This is a genomic window from Streptomyces sp. NPDC030143 (assembly GCF_055573695.1).
Genome location: NZ_JBVIAY010000003.1, coordinates 315,973 through 339,919, shown reverse-complemented (window position 1 = coordinate 339,919; position 23,947 = coordinate 315,973). Strand labels below are relative to the sequence as shown.

Sequence of the window (23,947 nt, the reverse complement as noted above, 5' to 3'; positions counted from 1 at the left end):
CCCCTCCGCTCGCACGGAGGGGCCGCCCAGCATCCGGACACCTCGGACACGGTACGTGTCTACGCCGCCACGGACGTGTAGTGCGCCGCGTCCCCCTCCACCGACCAGCTCTCCTTGCCCTCGACGCCCACCGGCACGTCACCGGCGACGGTCACCCGGTGCAGACGGCGCGGCAGCCGGTCGTAGTTGTCGACGGCGTAGTGCTGGGTGATGCGGTTGTCGAAGACCACGAGCTGGTTCGGTGACCAGCGGTGGCGCAGCACGTTCTCCGGCCGCGTCACGTACGACTGGAGCAGGTCCAGGACCCTGCGCGACTCGCCCACCGACAGCCCGACGATCCGCTGCGCGAACCCCCCGATGAACAGCCCGCGTTCACCGGTCAGCGGGTGCACGCGCACCACGGGGTGGGCGGTGCGGTACGTGATGGACGTGAACCGGGCGCGCTGGGCGGCCCGCGCCTCGTCGATGTCCTCCGGGGGCACCGCGTAGTCGTGGTCGTTGGTGTGCTCCGCCCACAGTGTGTCCGCGAAGCGCCGCAGCGGTTCCGGCAGCTGCCGGTAGGCCGCGGCCGCGTCGGCGATCAGCGTCTCGCCGCCGTACGGCGGGAGCGTGATGCTGCGCAGGGTGCTGACCTGCGGCGGGTTCAGGACGAAGGTGACGTCGGTGTGCCAGTGGTTGGCGCTGCCCTGCTCGCTGTCGACCGGCAGCACGTTCGGGACGCCGTCGACGGCGGGCACCGTCGGGTGGGCGGTGGTGAGGTCGCCGAAGTGGCGGGCGAAGGCCTGCTGGCCCTCGTCGTCGAGGTCTACGTCGTCGAAGACCAGCGCCCTGTGCGTGTTGAGGGCGGCGCGCAGGGCGGTGACCGTGTCGTCGTCGAGCGGTTTCGCGAGGTCGACGCCGAGGACGTGGGCGCCGATGTGCGCGGTGACCTTGCGGATGTCGAGCGTCATGGGACGGTCCTTTCACAGCTCCGGACAACAGGGGAGGCCGAGCCGGGCTCCCCTGTTGTCCGGAGCTCTCAGACTCGGGCGGGTGCGGGCGTGACGTACTGGTTGGCGGGGCGCGGCAGGCCGTAGCGCTCGCGCAGGGTCTGCCGGGGGCCGTACTCGGTGCGCAGCAGGCCACGGGCGCGCAGGATCGGAACGACATGGTCGACGAAGGCGTCGAGACCGGAGGGCAGGACCGCGGGCATGATGTTGAAACCGTCGGCGGCGCCCCGTGTGAACCACGTCTCGATCGTGTCGGCGACCTGCTCGGGCGTCCCCGCGACGGTGAGGTGCCCGCGCCCGCCGCCGAGCCGCCCGATCAGCCGCCGCACGGTGAGACGCTCGCGCCGGGCCAGCTCCACCACGAGGGTGTAGCGGCTCCTGGCGCCCTCGATGGCGTCCTCCGGCGGCAGGTCGGCGGGCAGCCGCGCGTCCAGTTCGAGGGTGCCGGCCGGAAGGTGCAGCAGCCGCTCCAGGTGGGCCACGCCGTGCGTGTGCACGATGTGCTCCTCCAGAACCCGCTCGCCGGCCCGCGCCTCGGCCTCCGTGGAACCGACCACCGGCACGATCCCGGGCAGCACCTTGACGTGGTCGGCGTCGCGGCCGGCCGCGACCGTACGGGACTTCAGGTCGGCGTAGAAGGCCTGTGCGTCCTCGAGGGTCTGCTGCGCGGTGAACACCGCCTCCGCGTGGCGCGCCGCGAACGCCTTGCCGTCCTCCGAGGAGCCGGCCTGCACCAGCAGCGGGTAACCCTGCGGCGACCGCGGCACGTTGAGGGCGCCCTCGACCCGGAAGTACGTGCCCCGGTGCCGGGGCGGGTGGATCTTCGCGTCGTCGCCCCAGACGCCGGCCGCCTTGTCGGCGACGATCGCGTCGTCCTCCCAGCTGTCCCACAGCTTGAGGGCCACGTCGAGGAACTCGGCGGCACGGGCGTACCGCTCGGCGTGGGCGGGCTCGGCGTCCAGCCCGAAGTTGCGGGCGGCCTCCACCCCGGCGGTCGTGACGACGTTCCAGCCCGCCCGGCCACCGCTGACGATGTCCAGCGAGGCGAACTTCCGGGCCAGGTTGAAGGGGGAGTTGTAGGACGTGGAGGCGGTGGCGATCAGCCCGATGTGCTCGGTCGCCGTCGCCAGCGCCGTCAGCAGCGTCAACGGCTCCAACGCACCGGCCGGACGCTGGGCGACGCTGTTCCACAACTGAGGCCCGTCGGCGAGGAACAGCGAGTCGAAGGTGCCGCGCTCGGCGATCCGCGCCAGGCGGACGTAGTGCTCGAGCTCCACGTGCGCGTACGGGTCGCTCTCCGGGAGCCGCCAGGACGCCTCGTGGTGGCCGGTGTTCATCAGGAAGGCGTTGAGGTGGAGCTTTCTCACGGTCATCGGTGGTCCTCCGTGACGCCCAGCGCGCCCAGCAGCCGTTCCCGGTACGTGCCGAGCAGCGGGTCCCGGTACGAGCGCGGGTGCGGGCGGTCGATGGTCAGGTCGAGGCCGATCCGGCCGTGGTCGAGGACGAGGACGCGGTCGGCGAGCACGATCGCCTCGTCCACGTCGTGGGTGACGAGCAGCACGGAGGGCCGGTGCCGCTCCCACAGCTCGCGCAGCAGGGTGTGCATCCTGATGCGGGTGAGTGCGTCGAGGGCGCCGAACGGCTCGTCGGCGAGGAGCAGTTCGGGTTCGCGCACCAGGGAGCGGGCCAGGGCGGCGCGCTGGGCCTCACCGCCGGACAGTTCGCCGGGCCAGGCCCGCTCCCGCCCGGCGAGTCCCACCTCGGCGAGGGCCTCGCGGCCCTTGCGCTCGGCCTGCGCGCCGTCGAGCCCCAGCAGCACGTTGGCCAGCACCCGCCGCCAGGGCAGCAGCCGGGAGTCCTGGAAGACCACCGACACCCGCTCGGGGGCCGTGAGCCGGCCGCTGCCGGTGACCTCGTGGTCCAGTCCCGCGACCGCCCGCAGCAGCGTGCTCTTGCCGGATCCGCTGTGCCCCAGCAGCGCGACGAACTGGCCGGCGGGGATGTCCAGGTCGATGCCGTCGAGCACGGTACGGCCCTCGAAGGACCGGGTGAGCCCGCGGAGCCGGACGGCGGGACGGGTCAGTTGTTCAGTGTGCGGCGCCACGACAGCACCCTCCGTTCGACGAGACGGACCGCGCTGTCGGAGATCAGGCCGAAGACGCCGTAGACGACCAGGCCGACGAGGATGACGTCCGACTGGCCGTAGTTCGTGGCCTGGAACATCATGTAGCCGAGGCCGCTGGTGGCGTTGATCTGCTCCAGGACGACCAGGCCGAGCCACGAGCCGGTGACACCGAGCCGCAGCCCCACGAAGAAGCCGGGCAGCGCGCCCGGGACGACGATCTCCCGGATGAAGCGCGGCCTGGACAGACCCTGCACCTCGGCGAGCTCCACGAACCGGTGGTCGATGCCGGACAGCGCGGCATGCGTGTTGAGGTAGATCGGGATGTAGACGACGATCGCGATGATCGCGATCTTGAAGGTCTCGCCGATGCCCAGCCACAGGATGAACAACGGGATGAGACCGAGGGTGGGGATGGCCCGGTTGAGGTTGACCGTCCCGTCGATCAGGGCCTCGCCGGTGCGGGTGAGCCCGGACGCCAGCGCGAGCACGACCCCGGCGGTCAGACCGATCGCGAAGCCGTAGCCGGCCCGCTCCAGCGAGGTGAGGACGTCGGTGGTGAGCGTCCCGTCCGTCCACAGGTGGACGCCGGTCCTCAGGACCGTCCAGGGCGCCGGGATCGCGGCGGGGTCGAGCTGTCCGGCGGCGGAGGCGGCCGCCCACAGCGCGAGCAGCAGCAGCGGGCCGGTGAGCCGGGCTGCGGGCAGCCGCCTGCCCGGGGACAGGGACCGGCGCCGGCGCGGCCGGTCGTCGCGGTCGACGGCGACGGGGGCCGCCGTGGTCAGGATGGTGGTCATGGGAACGTCACTTCCGGTACTCGGCGGGTACGGACCGGGCCGCGATGCCCTCGAAGCGGTGGTCGAAGAGGACGCCGACGTCGAACTTCCTCACGAAGCCGCCCTCCGCGAGCAGATCGGCGGTCTCCTGCTCCCACGCGATGGCCTCGGACCAACTCGGCGGGAAGAGCGGCTTGTTGGCGAGCGCGCTGATCGACTTCGCCTGGGCGGGGGACAGGTTCTGCGTCTTGACGTAGAACTCCTCGTTCCAGACGTCCGGGTTCTCGTACTGCCAGACCTGGCCCTGCGCCCACTGCGGGATGTACGCGGCGATCGCCGCCGCCTGGGCCCGGTCGTTCAGCACCGACACCGGCGCCCACAGCAGGTTGAGCAGGTCGACGACATCGGTGGTGATCGTGCGGGCCCCCTCGGCCCGGTACTGCTGGAGGTAGGCGGGCGACTGCTGGTTGCCGAGCGGGGCGACGTCCACCTGGCCCGACTGCAGGGCGGTGAGGAACTGGTTGCTGGTCAGCGGCACGAGGTCCACGTCGTCGTAGGCCAGCCCCGCCTGCTTCAGCGCCCGCAGCAGGACCACGCCCTGCGCCTGCCCCTGCGAGAAGGCGAGCTTCTTCCCCCGGAAGCCGTCGACGTCCGTGATGTCGCTGCCGGGCTTCGTGGCGAAGACGTAGTTCGGCCTGCGCGTGACGTTGATCGCGACGATCTTCGCGTCGAAACCCTGGAAGTGGGCCTGGATCGGCGGGATCCCCGCGTTGTTGGCCAGGTCGAGGGAGTGCGCGCGGAAGGCGTTGATGACGTCCGGGCCGGCCCCGATGTTCAGCCAGCTCGACACCGTGAACGGCAGCTTCGGCAGACCCGCCAGCCTGAACTGGAGCTGCTGGGTGTTCTGGAAGGACGCGATCTTCAGGCTGGTGCCCGGCGGCACCTTGTCGGCGAGCGGCGCCGTGGAGGCCCCCTCGGCGCCGGTGGCCGCGCTGCTCTCGGCGCAGCCGCTGAGGCCGGCCACCCCGGCGGCGGCACCGAGCAGCGAGGCGAGGAAGAAGCGCCGGTCGACACCGGGCGCACGGGAAGCAGGCATGGGAGGACCCCCTGGGAAAAGCGGCGGAAATACCGTGGAAAGGTCGCAGAAAGGCTGCGGAAACGCCGCGGACAGGCTGCGGTGTAAGCGGGTGGCAGGACGCGCGGAATTCAGGGCGCGGGCAGGGCCCGGGAAAAGGAACTCACGCGGGAGAAGCCGGGGAGAAGGGCGCGCTCCCGGCGCGCCGGGGCGTCAGCAACAGAAGGTGCGACAGCTCATGGGGACGATGTTCCAGGTCACGCTCGACTCCTGTCAACATTCCGAGTTTCTGAATTAAGTCGACTGAGGTGACACGGTGAGCGGATCGCGGTAGAGCACGTCCAGGGCCACCGCGCCGCCCGCCACGGCCAGCACGGAATCCGGGAAACTCGTCGGCGTCACCGACGCGGCGCGCGCCGGCCCGACCTCCTCGCGCAGCGCGGCCAGGCAGTCCTCCCGGAACATCGCCCCCACCTCGGTGACGACCACCCGCTCCGGGTTGAGCACGTCCAGCAGCAGTGCCGCCGCCCGCCCCACCGTCCGTGCCCGCTCCCGCAGCAGCCGCGCGGCCACCGCGTCGCCGTCGGCCGCCGCCGCGACCACGTGCATCGGGTTCGCCCCCTCGATCACCCCGGCCTCCCGGGCCCGCCGGCACAACGTGCGCTCGCCCAGCTCCGCCTGGAGGCAGCCGGTCCGCCCGCAAGCGCACGGCTCGACCCCGCCGGCCAGCGGCAGATGCGCGATGCTGCCGGACTGCGACCGCGGCCCGTGGTGGACCTCGTCATGGGTGGCGAACGCCGCGTCGACGACATCGCCCACGAACAGGTGCAGCAGACTGCGGCTGCCGCGCGCCCGCCCGAACAGCCGCTCCGCGTTGACCAGCGCCCGCGCATGCCCGTCCACCTGGACCGGCAGCCCGGTGCGCGCAGCGACCGTCGCCCGCACCGGCACCTCCCGCCAGCCCAGCAGCGGATGCTCCACCACCGTCCCCGAGTCCCGGTCGACCCAGCCGCCCACGGCCACGCCCACCCCCAGGGGCCGGCGCCCCGGCGCCCCCGCCAACAGCGCGTCCAGCCCGTCGGCGGCCCGCCCCAGCACCTCGTCCGGATCGGTCCCCCGGTGCCTCGACTCCCGCCGCGCCACCACCCGCCCGCGCAGGTCGAGCAGCGCGACCGTGGTGTACGGCACGGCCACGTGCACCCCGCCCACCACGAACCGCCCGTCGTCCAGGTCCACCGGGACGTGCGGCCGGCCGACGCCGTTGCTGCGCCGCGGCGCAGCCGACTCCCGCACCAATCCCAGCGCGGCGAGCCGGGAGCAGTGGTCGGTGACCGACGCCGGGGACAGCCCGGTCAGGCGGGCGATGGTGCTGCGCGCGACCGGCCCGTGCTCCAGCACGGACCGCAGGACCACGCTGGCGCTGGTGCGCCGCCGGTCGCTGTCCGCGATCCGGGGAACGGGGGACGGGGCAGGCAGGGGAGCTGTTGCGGTACGGGACATGGGAACTTCCTCGGGGCCGGGCCGACACTGCGCCGTCTTCGTCCGTGCGGGACGTCTCGGAGGCGGCGTGCCGGACCGGCCGGCCGCCTCACACCGGACGGCGACAGGCGGCAGCGCCCACGCGTCGCAGGTCGACGTGGCGACGCGACGAGAAGTTCCGGGCCTGGGCAACCATGCGCCCGAAGCTAGCAAAGCGGCCCATGGCTGCCCAGACGGCGACCGACGGGCGAGACGGCCCCCGTCCACGCCCCGGCCGCGATTGGCGAAACCCTATAGACGCCCCTCACCCCTTCCTCGTATCCCGTGCCACGCCACCTGGGTGACCAGGGTCACGTCGTACCGGGTGTAACGCCCATCCTTTGTCCGGAGCCCACCACACCACCGAACAGCCGTTTGTCGACCACTGACGGTGATCGGCCCGCACACCCTGGGATAGCGTCACCGTGTCCCCGTACCGTCCGACCCCCGCGGAGTCCCCATGAGCACCGCCGCCGCCACCCCCGTCCGCACCGGACAGGTCCTCGCCGACCTGATCCCGGCCTCCCGCGTCAGGGACGCCGCGCTCGTGCTCGGCGGTGCCGCGCTCACCGGCCTCGCCGCCCAGATCGTGGTCCCCGTCCCCGGGTCCCCGGTGCCGGTGACCGGCCAGACCTTCGCCGCGCTGCTCGTCGGCACGGCCCTGGGCGCCGGCCGCGGCTTCCTCGCCCTCGCTGTCTACGCCCTGGCCGGCATCGCGGGCGTCCCGTGGTTCGCCGCCGGCACCTCCGGCGCCACCGCCCCCTCCTTCGGCTACATCCTCGGCATGATCCTCGCCTCCACCGTCGTCGGTGCCCTGGCCCGTCGTGGTGCGGACCGCACGGTGTGGCGCACGGCGGGCGCGATGCTGGTGGGCGAGGCGATCATCTACGTGATCGGCGTCCCCTACCTGGCCTACGCCGCCGACCTCTCCGCGTCCGCCGCGATCGCGGCCGGCCTCACCCCGTTCCTCATCGGTGACGCCCTCAAGGCGGCCCTGGCGATGGGCCTCCTGCCGACGGCCTGGAAGTTCGCCGACCGCTGAGATTCCGCCGCGCCGGACTCCCCGCGGGGGAGCGCGTTCGCCGGGGGCCGCACGAGACGCGGCCCCCGGCGACTGTCTCTGCGGTGCGGCGCGGTGCCGTACGGCCGACCGGGTCGCCGGTCGGCCGTACGGCCGTCCTCCCTCGCCACCGAGCCGGCCACCCGGACCCTCGTCACACCCGTGCACAGGCTGATCCGGCGGCCGTTCAGCCGTCCGTCCGCTCCGGGCGCCGCCGGGACCACCGGGTTCGTCGTCCCGAACGGCACCGGACCCTGCTGCCGGAACCGGCTGGTCCCGTCCTGGCTCTGCACGGGCAGACAGACTTTTCCGGTCCTGCCGAGATCGAAGGAACTCGGCAGGCGCGGAGAATTCGGGAAGCGCGGAGAATTCAGGAGGCGCGGAGAATTCAGGAGAGTCGCGGGAAACCCGGGGGCTACGGGAAATCCGAGGGATACGAGGACCGGCGGTGTTCCCGGTCTTCCGGTGGCAGGCCGCTACCGGCTGGCAGAAAGCACCGGCAAAAGGGGAATGGGACGGGTGTGGCGGGCCGCCGACGACATGCTCGACCGGCAGGTCGCCGTCAGGAAAATGCGCATCGACGGCCACGGCACGAGGACGCACCCGCCGCGAACGCACCCTGGGCGAGGCCAGGGCCACCGCCCGCATCGACCGCCCCCGCGTCGTCCGCGTCCACGACGTCGCGACGAGGGCGAAGGCCTGTCGACCGGCGTGGAGTCGGTCGCCGGCTGCGCAGGTACCAGCAGGCCAAGGGCAGCTTCACCGTCCTGTGAGCCGGTGCTGCGGCGGTACGCGAAGGGGGGCCCGCACAAGGCGGGCCCCCCGACGAGCCGACCGGCCGGGAAACAGGCCGGGTGCGGGACGGCTACTCGACGGAGTCCTCGACCCCACCGGAGACGGCCGGCGCCGGCGCGCCGCCCTTCACCCGGTTCTTCACCAGGGCGATGACCAGGACGACGGCGGCGACGAGCAGCGACAGCAGAACGGTCGAGCGGCCGTCGTGCTCGGTGTCGGTCAGCATGTAGCCGAGCACGAACACGATCAGCGCGGCGGTGGCCCAGGTCAGGTACGGGTACAGCCACATCCGGACGACGAGCTTCTCCGGCGCCTCGGCCTGGATGATCTTCCGCATGCGCAGTTGCGAGAAGCAGATGACGAGCCACACGAACAGGGCGACGGCACCGCTGGAGTTGACCAGGAAGAGGAAGACGGAGTCGGGGAACTTGTAGTTGAAGAACACCGCGACGAACCCGAAGACCACCGAGGCGATGATCGCCGCCATCGGCACGCCACGGCTGGTCGTGCGGGCGAACGCCTTGGGCGCGTCCCCGCGCTCACCGAGCGAGAAGGCCATGCGGGAGGCGGTGTACAGCCCCGAGTTGAGACAGGACAGCACGGACGTCAGCACGATGAAGTTCATGATCTGACCGGCGTGGGCGATGCCGAGGGAGTCCAGGGCGGCGACGTAGGAACCCTTCTCCTTGATGGAGGGGTCGTTCCACGGCAGCAGCGCCACGACGACGAAGATCGAACCGAGGTAGAAGACGGCGATGCGCCAGATGATGCTGTTGGTCGACTTCGTGACGGCCCGCTGCGGGTCCTCCGACTCGCCGGCCGCCAGGGTGGCGATCTCGCTGCCCATGAAGGAGAAGACGACGAGCAGCACACCGGTGAGGATGGCGCCGGCCCCGTGGGGCAGGAAGCCGCCGTGGTCGACGAGGTTGCCGATGCCCGCCTTCTCGCTGTCGACGCCCGGCAGCACACCGAAGACGGCGAGCCCGCCGACGACGATGAACGCGCCGATGGCCACGACCTTGATCCCGGCGAACCAGAACTCGAACTCGCCGTACGACCCGACGGAGACCAGGTTGGTGGCGGTCAGCACCACCATCACGATGAGCGCCCACCCCCACTGCGGGACGGCCGGTATCCACGACTCGAGGATCGCGGCCCCGGCGGTGGCCTCCACGGCCAGCACGACGACCCAGAAGAACCAGTACAGCCAGCCGATGGTGAACCCGGCCCACGGGCCGAGCGCCCGGTCGGCGTGCGCGGAGAACGAACCGGAGGTCGGGTTGGCCGCCGACATCTCTCCGAGCATCCGCATCACCAGCACCACGAGCGTGCCGACGAGGGCGTAGGAGAGGAGGATGCCGGGTCCGGCGGTGGCGATGCCGGAGCTGGAGCCGACGAACAACCCGGCCCCGATGACACCGCCGATGGCGATCATCGACAGGTGACGGTTCTTGAGTCCCGCCTGGAGTCCGGAACCGGGATCACCGGTGTTTCCGGGGCCGTTGTCGGCCTTCGTCAAGGTCGGCTGCGAGGTCATGGATGGAATTCCTTTGCGCCGCGTGAGGTCCTGCCCCGTACGAGCGGTGTACGGGTGATGACGTGGGGATGAGTGGGGGGTGTACGAGCCGGTCCAGTGAATCGGAGGCCCAGGAATTCGGAAACCTTTGATTCCGGATTGTTACCTGAGCTTTTCCTGAGGTTCTGTTGATTCGCTCACGCTTTTCGGGCACGGCACCCCGGGCTGCTACCCGGAGACCCCCGTGTCACACTCATCCCATGCGCGTGTATCTCGGCTCGGACCATGCCGGCTTCGAACTCAAGAACCACCTCGTCGAATGGCTGAAGGCGGCGGGTCACGACCCGGTCGACTGCGGCCCCCACATCTACGACGCCCAGGACGACTACCCGCCCTTCTGCCTCCGCGCCGCGGAGCGGACGGCCGCGGACGCCGACTCCCTCGGCATCGTGATCGGCGGCTCGGGCAACGGCGAGCAGATCGCCGCCAACAAGGTCAAGGGCGTCCGCGCCGCCCTCGCCTGGAGCGAGGAGACGGCCGCCCTCGGCCGCCAGCACAACAACGCCAACGTCGTCGCGGTCGGCGCCCGCATGCACACCCAGGACGAGGCGACGAAGTTCGTCGAGGCCTTCCTCGCCACCCCGTTCTCCGGCGACGAACGCCACATCCGCCGCATCGACATGCTGACCGCCTACGAAACCACCGCCGACCTCCCCCCGATCCCCCCGCACCACCCCCAGCAGTAACCCGCCCGCGGCGGGCGGACCCTTGCAGCGCCCGCCCCTGGGCTGCGGCGTCCCGGCGCACAGCGGTGACGTCGCAGCGGCGCAGCCGACGTGGGGCGGAGCCCCGGTTCTCCCTTCGTCCCACCGAGTCCGGTGGTGGGGCGCGGAGCCGGGGCGCAGGGACGCGGAGCCGGGGCGCAGGGGTGCGGAGCCCCGGCCGGGGGCCGGGACGGAGACCCAGAGGCTCCGTCCGCCATGACCGACCGAGTCGGGTGGGCCGGTGGGCAGGCCCCGGGGGCAGACCCCGCAACCCCCGCCTCGCGGCCGACGGCACAATGGACGGAGCCCCGCCCCCTGCCCCGCCCCCGGAGGACCCCGTGCCAGAGGGCCACACCATCCACCGCCTGGCCCAGGACTACGCCGCCCGCTTCTCCGGCCGAGCCCCGCACGTGACCAGCCCTCAGGGCAAGTTCTCCGACGCCGCCGCCCTCCTCACCGGCACCCCCCTCACCCGTACCGAGGCCCACGGCAAACACCTCTTCCTGGGGTTCGGTGACGCCGACCCGCACGAGACGCTCGACCTGTGGGTCCACATCCACCTCGGCCTCTTCGGCAAGGTCGCCTTCGGTGACGCCCCCGCACCCCCGCCCACCGACACCGTCCGCCTCCGCCTCGCGGACCGCACCGCCTACGTCGACCTGCGCGGCCCCACGACCTGCGCCCTGATCACCGACGCCGAGAAGCAGGCGATCCACGACCGCCTCGGTCCGGACCCCCTCCGCGCGGACGCCGACCCCGAGGCGGCCTACCACCGCATCTCCCGCAGCCGGACGACGATCGCCGCCCTTCTCATGGACCAGAAGGTCATCGCGGGCGTCGGCAACGTGTACCGCGCCGAGGTCCTCTTCCGGCACGGCATCGACCCCTACCGTCCGGGCAGGGACATCACCCCCACTCAGTGGAGGGCGATCTGGTCGGACCTGGTGGCCCTCATGCGCGAGGGCGTCCGCAACAACCGCATCGACACGGTCCGCCCCGAGCACACCCCGGAGGCGATGGGCCGCCCGCCCCGCGTCGACGACCACGGCGGCGAGGTCTACGTGTACCGCCGCACGAACCTGCCCTGCCACCTCTGCGGCACAGACGTCCGCACCGCGGACCTGGCGGCCCGCAACCTCTTCTGGTGCCCGACCTGCCAGAAGCCCTGACGCTCGCCAACGGCCCGGCCCCGCCGGGGACCCCGCCCTGCCCCCGCCGGCGACCCCGCCCCGACCCCGTCAGGACCTGTCCTGACCTCGCCCTGTCCCCGCCGGCGGTCTCACGCTGCCCCCGCCGGCGATCCCGCCCCGACCCCGTCAGGACCTGCCCTGACCTCGCCCTGTCCCCGCCGGCGGTCTCACGCTGCCCCCGCCGGCGATCCCGCCCCGACCCCGTCAGGACCTGCCCTGACCTCGCCCTGCCCCCGCCGGCGGTCTCACGCTGCCCCCGCCGGCGATCCCGCCCCGACCCCGTCAGGACCTGCCCTGACCTCGCCCTCTCCCCGCCGGCGATCTCACCCTGCCCCCGCCGGCGACCCTGACCACCAACGGCAGCTCTCCCGACCGGCAACGGTCAGGACTCCTGGCCACCCCTCAGAACCCGTGCGGCATCCAGGCCGCCCGCAGCCCCGGCCCGAACGCCACCGCCGCCTCCGCCAACGCCCCCCGCCGCAGTTCCCGCACCAGCCCGGCCGCCGCGAGCGACCCGAGGCTCACCCCGCCGAGATACGCCGACCCCAACTCCCGTACCGACACGACGAGATCGGCGGGGTCCGTCGTCCGCGCGCAGCTCGCCCCCTTCGTGTCCCCGCTCAGCCGCCAACGCCCCGCGTTCCACGGGCAGAAGGCGTCCTCGACCTCCAACACCACCTCCACGGGCGCCTGGTACGTCCGCGCCTCCAGCGCTGCCCCGACGTCCACCAGCCGCACGTGCAACGCGTCGCGCACCCGCAGCTGACACCGCCGGATGTCGGAGACCAGATGCCGCCACCCCTCGTCGACGGGCCGCCCCCGCACCTTCAACGAACTCGTGAGGTCGATCCCGAACAGGAAGCGCCACAGCGCCGCCTCCGCCACCGCGTCCACCGCGGCCAGGTCCTGGAGCAGCACCTGCCCGTTGTGCCCGGCGTGCGACCACCGTGGTTCGACCCGGAAACGGGCGTACCCGACGACCTCCCCGTCCCGCTCGCCGACCACGCACTGCAACGGCGACGCCTCACCGCGCTTGCTCGCCGGGTCCAGCACCCCCAGCCGCTCCCACCCCGGCCGGCGCGCCAGCATCCCGGGCCGCAGCGGCACGGTCCGCGCGTACACCGCCTCGCACGGGGCGAGGAGGTCGACGGGATCGGCGTACCGCAGCCGTACGTCGTCCGTGCCGTCCGGGACGGACAGCCGCACCCGCCCGGTGTCGATCTCGGCGTGCAGTCCGAAGGTCGCCGTGCCGTACCCGAACCGCCCGTAGATGCCGGGCTCGGAGGCGGTGAGGACCGCCAACGGCTCGCCCCACGCGCGGACGTCGTCCAACTGCCGCCGCATCATCGACGTCAGCACCCCGCGCCGCCGGTGCGTGGCGGCAACGGAGACCATCGTCACGCCCGCCGCCGGCACCGACGCCCCGCCGGGCACCGTCAGGCGGAAGTCGAACGCCCCGGCGGTGCCGACCACCTCGTCCCCGTCCCACGCCCCGAGGGACCGCTCGCACGGGGTGAGCCCCTTCCATAGCTCACGTTCCTCCGCCGCCTCCTCGACCCCGCCGAAGGCCCGCAGCAGAACGCCGTACCACCTGTCCCAGTCATCCGGCCGCAGGACCCGCAGGTCCGCCGCGAAGGAACCCTTCCGGTCGGTCACCTCAGTCGTCATGGATCCATGCCTAGCAGCCCAATGCGGGACGAGCCAGGGAATTTCTCCCTCTGCACGGCGCGAGCGCTTTCCGTGCCGTTCACTGTGAAGTTGAACCTCGGACGGGGGACAAGTGGGACCTCCCGTGCCAAGCGGCGGGTTGGATGGATAGGGTCCCGATCTAATGGCAGAAGGACGACAGCGGCGCGCGGAAGCCGAGACGTCGGCGGCCCGGTTGAGGCATCTGATGCACCGGGTCCGCACCGGCGTGCGCAGAAGCGCCGTCGACTACTTCCGCGGTGACGGGTCCGACTGGATCGCGCTGGCCGGCCTGCTGCTCACCGTCCCCCTCATCGCGGCCACCACGCTCGCCAACTCGGTGTGGTGTTCACCGGCCGCGCTGGTCCTGCCGATCGTCGCCGGCGGCCTGCTGCTGCGCCCCGCGAGCCTGCTCGGTCTGTACGCGGCGGCCGCCACGGCGCTGATCGTGGAGTCGGTACGGCTCGGCCCGTACACCGAGGGCCCCTCCCGGGTCACCCCCGGTGTCGTCCTGGTCGTCGCCGCCTGCGGTTTCTTCGGCCTGCTCATCGCGCAGTTCCGCAGCCGGGTCGGCGTGCCGTGGCGGCGCGGCGGCACCATGCTCTTCGACCTGCGCGAACGCATCCGGGTGCAGAGCAAGCTGCCCAAGCTGCCGCAGGGCTGGCATCGGGAGATGGCGCTGCGGCCGGCCGGGGGCCAGTCGTTCTCCGGTGACTTCGTTGTCGCGGCCCGCACCAACGGCGGCCGCACCCTGGAGGTCGTCCTGACGGACGTCTCCGGCAAGGGCATGGACGCCGGCTCCCGGGCCCTGCTGCTGTCCGGCGCCTTCGGCGGCCTCCTCGGCAGCCTGCCCCCGCACGCCTTCCTCCCCGCCGCCAACGGCTACCTCCTCCGCCAGGACTGGGACGAGGGCTTCGCGACCTCCATCCACCTCGTCCTGGACCTCGACTCGGGCGACTACGAGCTCTACTCCGCCGGACACCCGCCGGGCCTCCAGCTCAGCGCGGGCAGCGGCCGCTGGGAGGAGAAGGCGGCCGAGGGCCCGCTGCTCGGCGTGTACGAGGGCGCCCAGTTCGACCCGGTGAAGGGGGCCCTGCGCCCGGGTGACGTGCTGATGCTCTTCACGGACGGCCTGGTGGAGACCTCCGACCGGGACATCGTCGAGGGCATCGACCGCCTCACCGGCGAGGCCGACCGCTACGTCGCCGGCGGCTTCCAGGGCGCCGCCTGGCACCTGATCGAGGCGGTCGCCCGGGACGTCAACGACGACCGTGCCCTGCTGCTCATCTGCCGCGAAGGCCCCACGGCCCAGACGGCCCCACTCCGCTGACCCCCGAGAACCCCGAAAGGCGGTCCGCGTGCTCACCCTCGCCGAGACCGAAACGCTGGCCCGCGCCGCCCACGAGGGCCAGACCGACAAGGCGGGCCGCCCCTACGCCGAGCACCTCCAGGCGGTCGCGGAGGGCGTGCGGGCCCGCGGCGGCGACCCCGACCAGATCGCGGCCGCCTGGCTGCACGACGCCGTCGAGGACGACGCCCTCTCCGCGACCTGGCTGCGCGAGGCGGCCCTGAGCGAGCGGACGAAGGCCATCGTCCGCGCGGTCACCAAGCAGGCCGGGGAGGCACCGGAGGCGTACGCGCAGCGCATCCTCGCCACACCGGGCGCGCTGCTGGTGAAGGAGGCGGACCTGGCGCACAACGCGGACCCGGCCCGCCTGGCCGTCCTCGACGCGGCCACCCGCACCCGCCTGACCGAGAAGTACGCCCGCATGCGCGCCCTCCTCGGCCTCACGGACAGCCGGGGCGGCCAGGTGGCCGGACTCCCCGTGCGGTCGGACCCCTAAGCGTTCACCTTCTCGTACCGCCCCTGTTCCCGGGGCTGCCGTTCCCGCTCGCGGGCGAGTGCGGCGGGGTCCCGCCGGAACGCCCACTCCATCCGGGGCTCGGTCACGCACCGGAAGACCCGCCGGACGGGCGCGGTGCACAGCAGCGTGACGGTCGCGGCCGCCGCCACGGTGACCGCGACCGCCCCGAGCGGACCGTGCAGCCAGGCGTGGTCGTACCAGCCGAGCTTGTCGGCGGCCTTGATCGGGAAACCGTGCAGCAGATAGCCGTAGAGCGTGCCCGCGCCGAGCGCCGTGCACCACAGCGTGCGACCGGGCACCCAGGACAGGAAACAGGCGGTCAGCAGCAGCGAGCAGCCGAACAGGGCGAGTTGCATGACGGGCCCGGTCCACCACGGGGCGCCCGTCTCCTGCGCCGCGTCGCGGTGGTAGAGCCAGGCGACGTCCATCCGCGGCACCGCCCACCAGGCGAAGGCCAGCGCGAGGGCGAACACCGGTGCGGCGGCGGTGCGCACCGAGCGGCGGCGCACCAGCCGGAAGTGCTCGGGCTTCAGGCACAGCCCCAGCACGAAGAACGGCAGGAACTGCAGGACACGCTGGAGGTCGAGGTCGTTGCCGATGTTCGGGGAGACGGACGCGAGCATGGCGATGCCCAGCGCGAGCGGCAACGGGTGCCGGACCAGCTTCCACAGGGGCGTGGTCAGCCGCCACACGAACAGCGCGCACAGGAACCAGGTGAGGAAGAAGGGGTCGAGGAGGCTGACGTCCTGCCGGGGGTCGTGGGTGAGGTACCGCAGGAAGAGGGAGTAGGCGGTCTCGAAGACGACGTACGGCACGACGACGCCGGTGACCAGCCGCTTCAGCCGCTCCGGGCCGGCGTCGAAGTTCCGGGAGAAGAAGCCGGAGACGACGATGAAGGCCGGCATGTGGAAGGCGTACACCACCAGGTACGCGGCCTGCAGGGCCCGGCTGTCGCCCTTCAACGGCTCCCAGGCGTGGCCCACGGCCACCAGCACGATGGCCAGGAACTTGGCGTTGTCGAAGAACGCGTCGCGCCGCCGGGCGGGTCTGTCCTGCGACGGCCTGGGCTGGACTTTCCGGCTCGTGGACGAACTCGGACTCGGCAGGAGAGACGAAGGGGCGCGGAACATCTGAGGCACCCTAGCGTCGCCCGTGGGGATCGGTAAAACACTCCACGTCATAGCGTCGACGTGTGTGAATTCAAGGAAGTTGACGGTTTCCCTTCGCTCCTTCCGTCGCCCTGGATGTCACACTTCATCCCGACTGAAAGGTGCATAACGCCGGTTGTCGCGGGAGTCGCGAAAGGAGTTGACGCCCGCGTGTCGGCAATTCGAATCAGCTGCGCGCGAGTTGTGAATTTCCGTGGGGATTACGTCACCGAATTGTCGTCCGGCGCTCAGTCGAGAGGTGTACGGCCCCGCCCGTCGCGGCCGGTCGGTGTGGTCGATGCGTCACCGGCCGCATAGGGAGGCCGGGTTGGTGGCACGATGGTCTCGGGCGGGTGCGCGGGGTCGCGCCCCCGGGCCGGCAGAGCGGACCGACCGAGGGTGTGTGATGAGTTGTGGCCATTTCACTGTCAGTGGTGCTGCTGTTGGCGATCATCCTGGTCGTGATGATCAGAGGAGGGTCGATCAAGGCCGGCCCGGCCATCGTCGCCATCCTCTTCGGCTTCTTCCTCGCCTCCACCGGCATGGCCCCGTCCATCAACCGCTTCATGAACTCCCTGGCGGAAACGATCAACTCGATCAACTTCTGAGGAGGAACGGTCGGGCTCCGGCGCCGCGACATGTGGCGAAGCCGCCGCCCCGCGACCGGCGACCGTGCGCCGCCGTCGTCAGGGCCACCGTTGCTGATGGGACACGATCACCCTGTACCGGGATGCCGACCCCGGGTCGGCGGGGGCCTGGCGGGACCAGGCCTGCCTCGTGGGCGGAGATGGCCGCCTCCACCCTGTTGCGAGCGCCCAGCCTCGCGAATACCGAGCTGCCGTGGGCCTTCACCGTGCCTTCGCCGAGGTAGCCGGCTCGCGATCTCCGCGTTGGACAGCCCCGTCCCGAGTCCGGCCGGCACCTCGCGTTCCCGTTCCGTGAGCTGCTCTAGCGAGCGGTGGGTGCGCCGCCCGGTGCGCGCGCAGCCCCGCGATGACCCGGTCCGGCGACCCGCGGGGACAGACAGGCCCCGCCGCCTGCCACCGCCTGTACCCGTTGAGGAGTTCCCTCGGGTCGCGGGAACGGGAGATCGCCGACGCGGTGGACGACATGATCGTCAAGGTGTTCGAGCGCGGTCCCGGCCGGAAGGGGCACGCCAGGGCACGGGCGGCTGATCCGACCCCTTGAACGACTCAGGCCCAGGAGGCGGGGAAACACCCTCGCACCTGGGCCGGAGCCATGCTGGAGCGGGCGACGGGAATCGAACCCGCGTAGCCAGTTTGGAAGACTGGGGCTCTACCATTGAGCTACGCCCGCACGGACGCGCCGCAGGTCAGGTGACCGCGGCACTTCAGGCATCGTAGCGGGTCGGCCCCCGTCGCCGCACACCCCGTTTCCGGCCCGTGTCTCCGGACGCCCCCGCGCTCGGCGAATGCGGGGGTCGCGAGGCCTGCGGGCATGTACCCTACGTGTCGCACCAGACGGGGTGTGGCGCAGCTTGGTAGCGCGTCCGCTTTGGGAGCGGAAGGCCGTGGGTTCAAATCCCGCCACCCCGACCACCTGCGCGATCACGCCCGGCGCCTCGCCGGTGATCGTCTTTTGGGCCGTTCCTCGGCTGCGGTTACTATGCAAGCTGCGCGCCCGTGTGTCCCGGCCCACTCGGCCTCGAACTCTTCCGGGCGGCGAATCGCCGGACCTGTCTGGCTCCGGCGAAAACCAAGAAGTCAGCCACAAGGAGACCGAACCGTGAAGAGCGCCGTGGAGACCCTGAACCCGACTCGGGTTCGGCTCACTGTCGAGGTGCCCTTCGAGGAGCTCAAGGACAGCCTCGACGCGGCGTACAAGAAGATCAACCAGCAGGTCACGGTGAAGGGCTTCCGCAAGGGCAAGATCCCCGCCCGGGTCATCGACCAGCGGTTCGGCCGTGGGGCCGTGCTGGAGGAGGCCGTCAACGACGCGCTGCCGAAGTTCTACACCGAGGCGGTCAACGAGGCCGAGATCGACGTCCTGGGGCAGCCCGAGGTCGACATCACCGAGCTGAAGGACGGCGAGACGCTGAACTTCACCGCCGAGGTCGACGTCCGCCCCGCCCTGGAGCTCCCCGAGGACTTCTCCTCCATCGAGGTGGAGGTCGACGCCGTCGAGGTCACCGACGAGGACGTGGAGAAGTCCGTCGAGCAGCTGCGTGAGCGGTTCGCCTCCACCTCCCCGGTCGAGCGCGCCGCCGAGGACGGCGACGTCGTCACGGTGGACCTCGAGGCCAAGGTCGACGGCGAGATCCTGGAGGACGGCGTCGCGAGCGGCGTCTCCTACACGATCGGCTCCGGCGAGCTGCTCGACGGCATCGACGACGCCGTGAAGGGCCTGGAGGCCGGTGGCGAGGCCACCTTCACCTCCGAGCTCAAGGGCGGCTCGGCGGCCGGCAAGGAGGCCGAGGTCACCGTCAAGGTCACCCAGGTCGCCGCGCGCGAACTGCCTGAGCTGGACGACGAGTTCGCGCAGCTCGCCTCCGAGTTCGACACGCTGGAGGAGCTGAAGGCGGACAGCCGCAAGCGCCTCGCCAACATGAAGCAGTACGACCAGGCCACGCAGGCCCAGGAGCGCGTCCTGGAGAAGCTGCTGGAGCTCGTCGAGGTGCCCGTCCCCGAGAAGCTGCTCGAGGACGAGATCAACACCCGCAAGCACAACCTGGAGCACCACCAGCTCGGCCAGATGGGTCTGACCCTCGACAAGTACCTGGAGATCCAGGGCAAGACCGCCGAGGAGTTCGAGACCGAGACCCGTGAGGCCGCGGTCAAGGGCATCAAGACCCAGTTCGTCCTCGACGAGCTGGTCAAGCGCGAGAAGCTCAACGTCAACCAGGAGGAGCTCACCGAGCACCTCATGCGCCGTGCCGCCTCCTCCGGCATGTCGCCCGACCAGTTCGCCCAGGCGGTCGTCGAGGGCGGCCAGGTTCCGCTCCTGGTCGGCGAGGTCGCCCGCGGCAAGGCCCTGGCCCACGTCGTCGAGTCCGCCACCGTGAAGGACTCCAACGGCGAGGTCATCGACCTGGACGACGAGGAGGAGACCGAGGAGGCCGCCGCCGGGGCGGAGACCTCCGAGGCCTCCGAGGAGAAGAACGAGGCCTGAGCCTCGTCCCACCTCTGACGTGCGCCTCGACGGGCCCCGGGACTCCCTGTCCCGGGGCCCGTCGCCGTACCCCGGAGGGTGCGGCGAGTACGCCCCCGGCGAACACCCACCTCTCCGGGATTCCCCGAAGGGACCCGCGCGTTAGGGTCCATGAATACGGGGGCAGGGGAGTCCTCTGACGCCCCCCGGCAGGAACACGTGAGACGGCCCGGACGCCGTCGTAAGACGAGCAGGTGGATACGTGACGAATCTGATGCCCTCCGCCGCCGGCGAGCCTTCCATCGGTGGCGGCCTCGGTGACCAGGTCTACAACCGGCTGCTCAACGAGCGGATCATCTTCCTCGGCCAGCCGGTCGACGACGACATCGCGAACAAGATCACCGCACAGCTGCTGCTCCTTGCCGCCGACCCGGACAAGGACATCTACCTGTACATCAACAGCCCTGGCGGTTCGATCACGGCCGGCATGGCGATCTACGACACCATGCAGTTCATCAAGAACGACGTGGTGACCATCGCCATGGGCCTCGCGGCTTCGATGGGCCAGTTCCTGCTCAGCGCGGGTACGCCCGGCAAGCGCTTCGCGCTGCCGAACGCCGAGATCCTGATCCACCAGCCCTCCGCCGGCCTGGCGGGCTCGGCCTCCGACATCAAGATCCACGCCGAGCGGCTGCTGCACACCAAGAAGCGCATGGCCGAGCTGACCTCCCAGCACACGGGCCAGTCGGTCGAGCAGATCACCCGCGACTCGGACCGTGACCGCTGGTTCGACGCCTTCGAGGCCAAGGAGTACGGCCTCATCGACGACGTGATCCCCACGGCCGCCGGCATGCCGGGCGGCGGCGGTACCGGGGCGGCCTGACAGGGCCGGCAGGGCCCCGGGACCCCCACCCGCCGTACCCGCCGTCCGGTGGGCCTCCGAGGCCGTCACAGCCCCCTCCAGACCCCTCCAGTCACCGCCTCAGCCCTCTCTCCAGGAGACACCGTGAACGACTTCCCCGGCAGCGGCCCGTACGGCCGCGCGCATGCCGAGTACACCGGCCCGACGGCCGAGTCCCGCTACGTCATCCCGCGCTTCGTCGAGCGCACCTCCCAGGGCATCCGCGAGTACGACCCGTACGCGAAGCTCTTCGAGGAGCGGGTGATCTTCCTCGGCGTCCAGATCGACGACGCCTCCGCCAACGACGTCATGGCGCAGCTGCTGTGCCTGGAGTCGATGGACCCCGACCGGGACATCTCGGTCTACATCAACAGCCCCGGCGGCTCCTTCACGGCGCTGACGGCGATCTACGACACGATGCAGTTCGTGAAGCCGGACATCCAGACGGTCTGCATGGGCCAGGCGGCCTCCGCCGCCGCCATCCTGCTGGCCGCCGGTACGCCCGGCAAGCGCATGGCGCTGCCCAACGCGCGCGTGCTGATCCACCAGCCCTACAGCGAGACCGGCCGCGGCCAGGTCTCCGACCTGGAGATCGCCGCGAACGAGATCCTGCGGATGCGCTCGCAGCTGGAGGAGATGCTGGCCAAGCACTCGACCACGCCGATCGAGAAGATCCGCGAGGACATCGAGCGCGACAAGATCCTCACGGCCGAGGACGCCCTGTCGTACGGCCTGATCGACCAGATCATCTCGACCCGCAAGATGAACAACGCCTCGCTGCGCTGACGCGCGAGGGGGAGTATCGTCTGCCGCCCCTTGGCAGGGTGTGACACGGTCCGCGTGACGAAGCGCGGACGTGAACCGTGCCAAGGGGGGCCCGAACGGGGGGCCCGGCAAGGTACCGTCGACATAAGGCAGCACCAGGAGCCGCTGGACTCGAAAGACGTCCAGGCGTCTCCCAGGCGAAGGGGAAGCACACCGTGGCACGCATCGGTGACGGCGGCGATCTGCTCAAGTGCTCGTTCTGCGGCAAGAGCCAGAAGCAGGTCAAGAAGCTCATCGCAGGGCCCGGTGTGTACATCTGCGACGAGTGCATCGACCTCTGCAACGAGATCATCGAGGAAGAACTCGCGGAGACCAGCGAGGTCCGCTGGGAGGAACTCCCGAAGCCGCGCGAGATCTACGAGTTCCTCGAGGGCTACGTGGTCGGCCAGGAAGCCGCCAAGAAGGCCCTGTCGGTCGCGGTGTACAACCACTACAAGCGCGTCCAGGCCGGTGAGAACGGCGGCGCCCAAGGCCGTGACGACGCCATCGAGTTGGCGAAGTCCAACATCCTCCTGCTGGGCCCCACGGGATCCGGCAAGACCCTCCTCGCGCAGACCCTGGCGCGCATGCTGAACGTGCCGTTCGCGATCGCCGACGCCACGGCGCTCACCGAGGCCGGGTACGTCGGCGAGGACGTCGAGAACATCCTGCTGAAGCTGATCCAGGCCGCCGACTACGACGTCAAGAAGGCCGAGACCGGGATCATCTACATCGACGAGATCGACAAGGTCGCCCGGAAGAGCGAAAACCCGTCGATCACGCGTGACGTCAGCGGCGAGGGCGTCCAGCAGGCCCTGCTGAAGATCCTGGAGGGCACCACCGCCTCCGTCCCGCCGCAGGGCGGCCGCAAGCACCCCCACCAGGAGTTCATCCAGATCGACACGACGAACGTGCTGTTCATCGTGGGCGGGGCCTTCTCGGGTCTGGAGAAGATCATCGAGTCCCGGGCCGGCGCCAAGGGCATCGGCTTCGGCGCGACGATCCGCTCCAAGCGCGAGCTGGAGGCCAAGGACCAGTTCGAGGACGTCATGCCCGAGGACCTGGTCAAGTTCGGCATGATCCCCGAGTTCATCGGCCGTCTGCCGGTGATCACCTCGGTGCACAACCTGGACCGCGAGGCCCTGCTCCAGATCCTGGTCGAGCCGCGCAACGCACTGGTGAAGCAGTACCAGCGCCTCTTCGAACTCGACGGTGTGGAGCTGGACTTCGAGCGTGAGGCCCTCGAGGCCATCGCCGACCAGGCGATCCTGCGCCAGACCGGCGCGCGCGGCCTGCGCGCCATCATGGAGGAGGTCCTGATGTCGGTGATGTACGAGGTCCCGTCCCGCAAGGACGTGGCCCGTGTCGTCATCACCGCCGACGTCGTCCACTCCAACGTCAACCCGACGCTCATCCCGCGCGACGCCCGCGGCGGCCGCGGCCCGGGGGAGCAGAAGACGGCGTAACCGCCACCCGCGGACGACGAGGGGCCCCGGTCGACCGACCGGGGCCCCTTCGCGTCGCAGAGGTCACGCCTTGACGCGGACCTCGCCCCGCAGCTTCGTGGTGATGTCGATCGCCACGTCCTTGGTGATGCCCTTCGTGGCGTCACCCGGCGAGACCATGGCGATGGTGCTGTAGTCGGCCCACGCGCAGAACCAGTCGGTCTTCTCCTGCTTGGTGGTCGGGTCCGTGCCCTTGGCCGCCTGACACTTCATCACCGCGCCGTCGAGGTCGGCCTCCTCGGGCTCGCCGATCAGCTCGGTCTTGCTGCCCGAGGAGCTGTTGTTCGAGGAGCTCTCCTGGGAGGACTTCTTGAAGTTGGCGAAGAACGTGTCGAGCGCCTTCTCGGGGTCGGCGATCTCGCCGTACGCACCGGCGAAGGTGATGCCCTTGGCCGTCGCGAGCTCCGCCGCGTCGGGCATTGTGCTCGGGTCCTTGGGGTCGTAGCCGGTCAGGTCGGCCGTCGAGTAGACGCCGAGGACGGACTTGCCGTTCTTGACGCCGCTCTTCTCCAGGTCCGTCGCCGAGTCGTCGCCTGCGGTCGCGCCCTCCTTGGAGACCCGCTTGTAGTCGGTGACCACGGTCGCCGGCGTGGTCAGCTTGTGCGCTCCGTCGTCCTCCAGGCCGCCGCCGCCCCCGCCGATCACGAAGTACGCGCCCACCCCGATCGCGGCCACGACCGCGACCGCTGCGACGACGATGCCGGCCGTCTTCTTCCCGCCGCTCGGCGCCGGGGGCTGGGGAACGCCGTAGGGGGCCTGGCCGTAGGGCGGCTGCTGGCCGTACGGGGGCTGCTGGCCGTAGGGAGCCTGCTGGCCGTAGGCAGGGGGCTGCTGACCGTACGGCGGGGTCTGCGGCGGGGCGGCCTGCGGGGGCTGCTGGGGGTAGCCGTAGCCGGGCTGGGGGGCCTGCGGCGGCTGGCCGTACGGTCCCGGCTGGCCGTACGGGCCGGGCTGCTGCGGCTGCTGCCCGCCGTACGGGCCCGGCTGGTTGTAGCTCATTTCTGGGTTCCCCTCCAGATGCTTATGTGGTTTTCACATCCTGGCTCACCGGTGGGTGGCCCATGGCGGCGGGGCCCCCACCGTTACAGAACAAACGCGTTTCGGGACGGCGTCGTGACACCTCTA

At 71.2% G+C, this 23,947-nt stretch carries 20 protein-coding genes, 2 tRNA genes and 1 pseudogene; 12 read left to right on the top strand and 11 right to left on the bottom strand.

Annotation, left to right across the window (positions count from 1 at the left end; all coding sequences use genetic code 11):
- Window positions 1-59: 59 nt before the first annotated feature.
- The 6 genes from ACZ4YY_RS07660 to ACZ4YY_RS07635 all read right to left on the bottom strand — a co-directional run bounded on the left by ACZ4YY_RS07660 (window position 60) and on the right by ACZ4YY_RS07635 (window position 6,462).
- Window positions 60-950: a TauD/TfdA dioxygenase family protein gene (locus ACZ4YY_RS07660; RefSeq protein ID WP_468284870.1), complete on the bottom strand. Its 891-nt coding sequence runs from the start codon at window positions 948-950 to the stop codon at window positions 60-62.
- A gap of 68 nt (window positions 951-1,018) precedes the next feature.
- Window positions 1,019-2,362, bottom strand: a complete 1,344-nt coding sequence (locus ACZ4YY_RS07655) for an LLM class flavin-dependent oxidoreductase (RefSeq protein ID WP_468284868.1) — start codon at window positions 2,360-2,362, stop codon at window positions 1,019-1,021.
- Window positions 2,359-3,093 carry an ABC transporter ATP-binding protein gene (locus ACZ4YY_RS07650; protein ID WP_468284866.1) on the bottom strand — a complete coding sequence of 245 codons (735 nt, stop codon included), beginning with the start codon at window positions 3,091-3,093 and terminating at the stop codon, window positions 2,359-2,361. The genes ACZ4YY_RS07655 and ACZ4YY_RS07650 overlap by 4 nt, the downstream gene beginning before the upstream one ends.
- Window positions 3,069-3,908 (bottom strand): ABC transporter permease, encoded by an 840-nt coding sequence (locus ACZ4YY_RS07645; protein ID WP_468284864.1) that lies wholly within the window; start codon window positions 3,906-3,908, stop codon window positions 3,069-3,071. The genes ACZ4YY_RS07650 and ACZ4YY_RS07645 overlap by 25 nt, the downstream gene beginning before the upstream one ends.
- A 7-nt stretch (window positions 3,909-3,915) precedes the next feature.
- Window positions 3,916-4,983: an ABC transporter substrate-binding protein gene (locus tag ACZ4YY_RS07640; protein ID WP_468284861.1), complete on the bottom strand. Its 1,068-nt coding sequence runs from the start codon at window positions 4,981-4,983 to the stop codon at window positions 3,916-3,918.
- 273 nt (window positions 4,984-5,256) lie between these two features.
- Complete coding sequence (locus ACZ4YY_RS07635) at window positions 5,257-6,462, bottom strand: ROK family protein (protein WP_468284859.1); 1,206 nt, start codon at window positions 6,460-6,462, stop codon at window positions 5,257-5,259.
- 478 nt (window positions 6,463-6,940) lie between these two features.
- Here ACZ4YY_RS07635 and ACZ4YY_RS07630 point away from each other — a divergent pair, with 478 nt between their 5' ends.
- Together ACZ4YY_RS07630 and ACZ4YY_RS07625 are read left to right on the top strand one after the other, a co-directional pair.
- A complete protein-coding gene (locus ACZ4YY_RS07630) occupies window positions 6,941-7,522 on the top strand; it encodes a biotin transporter BioY (protein WP_468284857.1) in 582 nt (193 codons plus the stop codon).
- 528 nt (window positions 7,523-8,050) lie between these two features.
- Window positions 8,051-8,269 (top strand): annotated as a pseudogene (locus tag ACZ4YY_RS07625) (serine/threonine protein kinase); the annotation flags it as partial.
- Window positions 8,270-8,405: 136 nt separating this feature from the next.
- Here ACZ4YY_RS07625 and ACZ4YY_RS07620 read toward each other — a convergent pair.
- The gene (locus tag ACZ4YY_RS07620) at window positions 8,406-9,872 is read right to left on the bottom strand and encodes an amino acid permease (RefSeq protein WP_468284855.1); all 1,467 of its coding nucleotides are present in this window, start codon (window positions 9,870-9,872) and stop codon (window positions 8,406-8,408) included.
- A gap of 239 nt (window positions 9,873-10,111) precedes the next feature.
- On the opposite strand from ACZ4YY_RS07620, the gene ACZ4YY_RS07615 reads away from it, so the two are divergent.
- Window positions 10,112-10,597 carry a ribose-5-phosphate isomerase gene (locus ACZ4YY_RS07615; RefSeq protein ID WP_468284853.1) on the top strand — a complete coding sequence of 162 codons (486 nt, stop codon included), beginning with the start codon at window positions 10,112-10,114 and terminating at the stop codon, window positions 10,595-10,597.
- Window positions 10,598-10,953: 356 nt separating this feature from the next.
- Window positions 10,954-11,784 (top strand): Fpg/Nei family DNA glycosylase, encoded by an 831-nt coding sequence (locus tag ACZ4YY_RS07610; RefSeq protein WP_468284851.1) that lies wholly within the window; start codon window positions 10,954-10,956, stop codon window positions 11,782-11,784.
- Window positions 11,785-12,207: 423 nt separating this feature from the next.
- On the opposite strand, the gene ACZ4YY_RS07605 is transcribed toward ACZ4YY_RS07610, so the two are convergent.
- On the bottom strand, window positions 12,208-13,473 hold the full coding sequence (locus ACZ4YY_RS07605) for a GNAT family N-acetyltransferase (protein ID WP_468284849.1): 1,266 nt from the start codon (window positions 13,471-13,473) through the stop codon (window positions 12,208-12,210).
- A 163-nt stretch (window positions 13,474-13,636) separates the two neighbouring features.
- On the opposite strand from ACZ4YY_RS07605, the gene ACZ4YY_RS07600 reads away from it, so the two are divergent.
- Complete coding sequence (locus tag ACZ4YY_RS07600; protein WP_468284847.1) at window positions 13,637-14,821, top strand: SpoIIE family protein phosphatase; 1,185 nt, start codon at window positions 13,637-13,639, stop codon at window positions 14,819-14,821.
- 28 nt (window positions 14,822-14,849) lie between these two features.
- Window positions 14,850-15,335 carry an HD domain-containing protein gene (locus ACZ4YY_RS07595; RefSeq protein WP_468284845.1) on the top strand — a complete coding sequence of 162 codons (486 nt, stop codon included), beginning with the start codon at window positions 14,850-14,852 and terminating at the stop codon, window positions 15,333-15,335.
- Here ACZ4YY_RS07595 and ACZ4YY_RS07590 read toward each other — a convergent pair.
- Window positions 15,332-16,486, bottom strand: a complete 1,155-nt coding sequence (locus ACZ4YY_RS07590; RefSeq protein WP_468284842.1) for an acyltransferase family protein — start codon at window positions 16,484-16,486, stop codon at window positions 15,332-15,334. The two genes, ACZ4YY_RS07595 and ACZ4YY_RS07590, sit on opposite strands and share 4 nt — an antisense overlap.
- Window positions 16,487-16,917: 431 nt before the next feature.
- Here ACZ4YY_RS07590 and ACZ4YY_RS07585 point away from each other — a divergent pair, with 431 nt between their 5' ends.
- Window positions 16,918-17,112 carry a hypothetical protein gene (locus ACZ4YY_RS07585; RefSeq protein WP_468284840.1) on the top strand — a complete coding sequence of 65 codons (195 nt, stop codon included), beginning with the start codon at window positions 16,918-16,920 and terminating at the stop codon, window positions 17,110-17,112.
- A gap of 635 nt (window positions 17,113-17,747) precedes the next feature.
- Here the strand turns inward: ACZ4YY_RS07585 and ACZ4YY_RS07580 are convergent.
- Window positions 17,748-17,821: transfer RNA gene (locus ACZ4YY_RS07580), tRNA-Gly, on the bottom strand.
- Window positions 17,822-17,986: 165 nt separating this feature from the next.
- Between ACZ4YY_RS07580 and ACZ4YY_RS07575 the strand changes: the two genes are divergently transcribed.
- From ACZ4YY_RS07575 to clpX, 5 genes are all read left to right on the top strand, one after another.
- A tRNA-Pro gene (locus ACZ4YY_RS07575) sits at window positions 17,987-18,063 on the top strand.
- A 187-nt stretch (window positions 18,064-18,250) separates the two neighbouring features.
- Window positions 18,251-19,633, top strand: a complete 1,383-nt coding sequence (gene tig, locus ACZ4YY_RS07570) for a trigger factor (RefSeq protein WP_468284838.1) — start codon at window positions 18,251-18,253, stop codon at window positions 19,631-19,633.
- A 253-nt stretch (window positions 19,634-19,886) separates the two neighbouring features.
- Window positions 19,887-20,495, top strand: coding sequence for an ATP-dependent Clp protease proteolytic subunit (locus ACZ4YY_RS07565; RefSeq protein ID WP_055570713.1), 609 nt, complete (start codon window positions 19,887-19,889; stop codon window positions 20,493-20,495).
- A gap of 123 nt (window positions 20,496-20,618) precedes the next feature.
- Entirely contained in the window at window positions 20,619-21,299 is a 681-nt protein-coding gene (locus ACZ4YY_RS07560; protein WP_468284836.1) for an ATP-dependent Clp protease proteolytic subunit, read from the top strand.
- A 194-nt stretch (window positions 21,300-21,493) separates the two neighbouring features.
- Window positions 21,494-22,783, top strand: a complete 1,290-nt coding sequence (clpX, locus tag ACZ4YY_RS07555) for an ATP-dependent Clp protease ATP-binding subunit ClpX (RefSeq protein ID WP_468284834.1) — start codon at window positions 21,494-21,496, stop codon at window positions 22,781-22,783.
- A gap of 63 nt (window positions 22,784-22,846) precedes the next feature.
- On the opposite strand, the gene ACZ4YY_RS07550 is transcribed toward clpX, so the two are convergent.
- A complete protein-coding gene (locus tag ACZ4YY_RS07550) occupies window positions 22,847-23,821 on the bottom strand; it encodes a hypothetical protein (protein ID WP_468284832.1) in 975 nt (324 codons plus the stop codon).
- Between the last annotated feature and the right edge of the window lie 126 nt (window positions 23,822-23,947).

Coding starts and splice junctions, on each gene's coding strand:
- ACZ4YY_RS07565 (WP_055570713.1), top strand. CDS start 19,887: ATGCCCTCCGCCGCCGGCGAGCCTTCCATCGGTGGCGGCCTCGGTGAC.
- ACZ4YY_RS07550 (WP_468284832.1), bottom strand. CDS start 23,821: ATGAGCTACAACCAGCCGGGCCCGTACGGCGGGCAGCAGCCGCAGCAG.
- ACZ4YY_RS07655 (WP_468284868.1), bottom strand. CDS start 2,362: ATGACCGTGAGAAAGCTCCACCTCAACGCCTTCCTGATGAACACCGGC.
- ACZ4YY_RS07635 (WP_468284859.1), bottom strand. CDS start 6,462: ATGTCCCGTACCGCAACAGCTCCCCTGCCTGCCCCGTCCCCCGTTCCC.
- ACZ4YY_RS07620 (WP_468284855.1), bottom strand. CDS start 9,872: ATGACCTCGCAGCCGACCTTGACGAAGGCCGACAACGGCCCCGGAAAC.
- ACZ4YY_RS07660 (WP_468284870.1), bottom strand. CDS start 950: ATGACGCTCGACATCCGCAAGGTCACCGCGCACATCGGCGCCCACGTC.
- ACZ4YY_RS07645 (WP_468284864.1), bottom strand. CDS start 3,908: ATGACCACCATCCTGACCACGGCGGCCCCCGTCGCCGTCGACCGCGAC.
- ACZ4YY_RS07640 (WP_468284861.1), bottom strand. CDS start 4,983: ATGCCTGCTTCCCGTGCGCCCGGTGTCGACCGGCGCTTCTTCCTCGCC.
- ACZ4YY_RS07600 (WP_468284847.1), top strand. CDS start 13,637: ATGGCAGAAGGACGACAGCGGCGCGCGGAAGCCGAGACGTCGGCGGCC.
- ACZ4YY_RS07605 (WP_468284849.1), bottom strand. CDS start 13,473: ATGACGACTGAGGTGACCGACCGGAAGGGTTCCTTCGCGGCGGACCTG.
- ACZ4YY_RS07590 (WP_468284842.1), bottom strand. CDS start 16,486: ATGTTCCGCGCCCCTTCGTCTCTCCTGCCGAGTCCGAGTTCGTCCACG.
- ACZ4YY_RS07630 (WP_468284857.1), top strand. CDS start 6,941: ATGAGCACCGCCGCCGCCACCCCCGTCCGCACCGGACAGGTCCTCGCC.
- ACZ4YY_RS07615 (WP_468284853.1), top strand. CDS start 10,112: ATGCGCGTGTATCTCGGCTCGGACCATGCCGGCTTCGAACTCAAGAAC.